The sequence below is a fragment of the Streptomyces aureus genome, assembly GCF_001418135.1.
Lineage (GTDB): Bacteria > Actinomycetota > Actinomycetes > Streptomycetales > Streptomycetaceae > Streptomyces > Streptomyces aureus_A.
Map to the genome: position 1 here is coordinate 1 of NZ_LIPQ01000388.1, position 2851 is coordinate 2851.

Genomic DNA, 2851 nt, shown 5'->3' on the forward strand with positions numbered 1-2851 from the left:
CCCTCGCCCTGCTCGTCACCGCCTGCGGTGGCGGGGAGAAGAGCGACGACAAGGGTGACAAGGCCGGCGGCACCGGTGCGCCCAGCGCCTCCGCAACGAGCGCGCCCGCCGCCAAGACGCTGTCGGACGCCGAGCTGGAGAAGGCGATCGTCGAGCGGGCCGACCTCAAGGGCTACCAGGTGCAGAAGGCCGAAGCCGGGGACGTCGTCTCGGCGGCCTCGGTCACCGCCGACAAGCCCTCCTGCGCGCCGATCGCCCACGCCATGTCCTTCATCTCGCCCGGCTCGCCCGCCGCGTCGGCGGAGCGCAAGGTCCTTGAGGAGCCGAAGAAGGACGCGTCGGCCTCGCCCGAGGACGCGCTCCTCGGCGGGCTCGGCGCCCAGGTCACGGCCGTGACGCTCGGCTCGTACGACGGCCAGGGCGCGCAGGAGGCCTTCGCCTCGGTGAAGAAGGCCGGTGCGGAGTGCGCCGGCGGCTTCCACGTCGTCCACCTCAAGGAGAAGACGAAGGTCGCCAAGGTCGCCCCGGAGACCGTCACCGCCGGTGAGGAGGCCGTCGCCTTCACCGTCACCACCGACATGGAGGGCGAGCCGTTCGTCAGCAAGCTCGTCGTCTTCCGCCAGGGCAACACGCTCGCGTCGTTCTCGACGATCAGCCTCGTTCCCGGCGGGGTCAAGACGCTGCCGCAGGCCGTCATCGACGCGCAGGCCGCCAAGCTGTCCTGACTCCGGCCCTCACGGCGCCTTGCGCCGTAGGCTGCCGTCATGTGCGGAATCGTGGGATACGTCGGCGGGCAGTCGGCGCTTGATGTGGTGGTCGCGGGCCTCAAGAGGCTCGAATACCGGGGCTACGACTCGGCCGGTGTCGCGGTGCTCTCCGACGGAGGGCTCGCCGCGGCCAAGAAGGCGGGCAAGCTCGTCAATCTGGAGAAGGAGCTCGTGGACCGGCCGCTCGCCGGCGGGTCCGTGGGCATCGGACACACTCGCTGGGCGACCCACGGCGGGCCGACCGATGCCAACGCGCACCCGCACCTGGACAACGCCGGGCGCGTCGCCGTCGTCCACAACGGCATCATCGAGAACTTCGCCGGCCTCCGCGAGGAGCTGGCCGGGCGCGGCCACGACCTGCTGTCCGAGACGGACACCGAGGTCGTGGCCCACCTCCTCGCCGAGGAGTTCTCCTCCGCCGGTGACCTCGCGGAGGCCATGCGGCTGGTGTGCCGGCGGCTCGACGGGGCGTTCACCCTGGTCGCCGTGCACGCCGACCAGCCGGACGTGGTCGTCGGCGCCCGCCGGAACTCGCCGCTCGTCGTCGGTGTCGGCGAGGGCGAGAACTTCCTCGCCTCCGACGTGTCCGCGTTCATCGCCCACACCCGGTCGGCCATCGAACTCGGCCAGGACCAGGTCGTCGAACTGACCAGGGACGGCGTCACCGTCACCGACTTCGACGGGGTGCCCGCCGACGTCCGCGCCTTCCACGTGGACTGGGACGCGTCCGCCGCCGAGAAGGGCGGCTACGACTATTTCATGCTCAAGGAGATCGCCGAGCAGCCCAAGGCCGTCGCCGACACCCTCCTCGGCCGGATCGACGGCGCAGGCCGGCTCACCCTCGACGAGGTGCGCATTCCCGCCGCCGTGCTCCGCGAGGCCGACAAGATCGTCATCATCGCGTGCGGCACCGCGTTCCACGCCGGTCTCATCGCCAAGTACGCCATCGAGCACTGGACCCGCATCCCCTGCGAGGTCGAGCTCGCCAGCGAGTTCCGCTACCGCGACCCGATCCTCGGCCAGCGCACCCTCGTCATCGCCATCTCCCAGTCGGGCGAGACCATGGACACGCTGATGGCGCTGCGGCACGCGCGGGAGCAGGGGGCGAAGGTGCTCGCCGTGTGCAACACGAACGGCTCGACGATCCCGCGCGAGTCCGACGCCGTGCTGTACACCCACGCCGGGCCCGAGGTCGCCGTCGCCTCCACCAAGGCCTTCCTCACCCAGCTCGTCGCCTGCTACCTCCTCGCGCTCTACCTCGGCCAGGTGCGCGGCACCAAGTGGGGCGACGAGATCCACGCCGTGGTCCGCGAGCTGGCCCGGATCGGCGACGAGGTCGAGCGGGTCCTGGAGACCATGGAGCCCGTCCGGGCCCTCGCCCGCTCCCTCGCCCACAAGGACACCGTCCTCTTCCTCGGCCGGCACGTCGGCTACCCCGTCGCCCTCGAAGGCGCCCTGAAGCTCAAGGAACTGGCGTACATGCACGCCGAGGGCTTCGCCGCCGGGGAGCTCAAGCACGGACCGATCGCGCTCATCGAGGAGGACCTGCCGGTCGTCGTGGTCGTGCCCTCGCCCAGGGGCCGCTCCATCCTCCACGACAAGATCGTCTCCAACATCCAGGAGATCCGGGCACGCGGCGCCCGCACCATCGTGATCGCCGAGGAGGGCGACGAGGCCGTCGTCCCGTACGCCGACCACCTCGTCCGCATCCCGGCCACGCCTACGCTGCTGCAGCCGCTGGTCTCCACGGTGCCGCTCCAGGTCTTCGCCTGCGAGCTCGCCACCGCGCGGGGCAACGAGGTCGACCAGCCGCGCAATCTGGCCAAGTCCGTGACCGTGGAGTGAGTGCGTGCGTGTGAAGGTGAGCAGATGATCATCGGGGTGGGGATCGACGTGGCCGAGATCGACCGGTTCGCCGCGTCGATCGAACGGACACCGGGGCTGCTCCAGCGCCTCTTCGTCGAGCGTGAACTGCTGCTCCCCAGCGGCGAACGGCGCGCCGAGCGCCTTCGCGAGGGCCTCCTTCGCCGCGAACCGCACCGCGAGGGAGGCGGGGCCGCGCCGTTCGCCGCTGGGGAGCAGCA

2 protein-coding genes and 1 pseudogene are annotated in these 2851 nt (G+C 71.2%); all 3 read left to right on the forward strand.

The window, feature by feature from the left end; translation table 11 throughout:
- Nucleotides 1–725 (forward strand): hypothetical protein (locus tag AOK00_RS28360; RefSeq protein ID WP_055603099.1); only part of this gene is annotated, 725 nt, incomplete at its 5' end.
- Nucleotides 726–764: 39 nt separating this feature from the next.
- Nucleotides 765–2612 (forward strand): glutamine--fructose-6-phosphate transaminase (isomerizing), encoded by a 1848-nt coding sequence (gene glmS / locus AOK00_RS28365; RefSeq protein WP_055603100.1) that lies wholly within the window; start codon nt 765–767, stop codon nt 2610–2612.
- Nucleotides 2613–2636: 24 nt separating this feature from the next.
- A pseudogene (locus tag AOK00_RS40730) lies at nt 2637–2851 on the forward strand (holo-ACP synthase); the annotation flags it as partial.

Bases quoted from the DNA above. Each gene is read 5' to 3' on its own strand.
- glmS (WP_055603100.1), top strand. From the start codon at position 765: ATGTGCGGAATCGTGGGATACGTCGGCGGGCAGTCGGCGCTTGATGTG.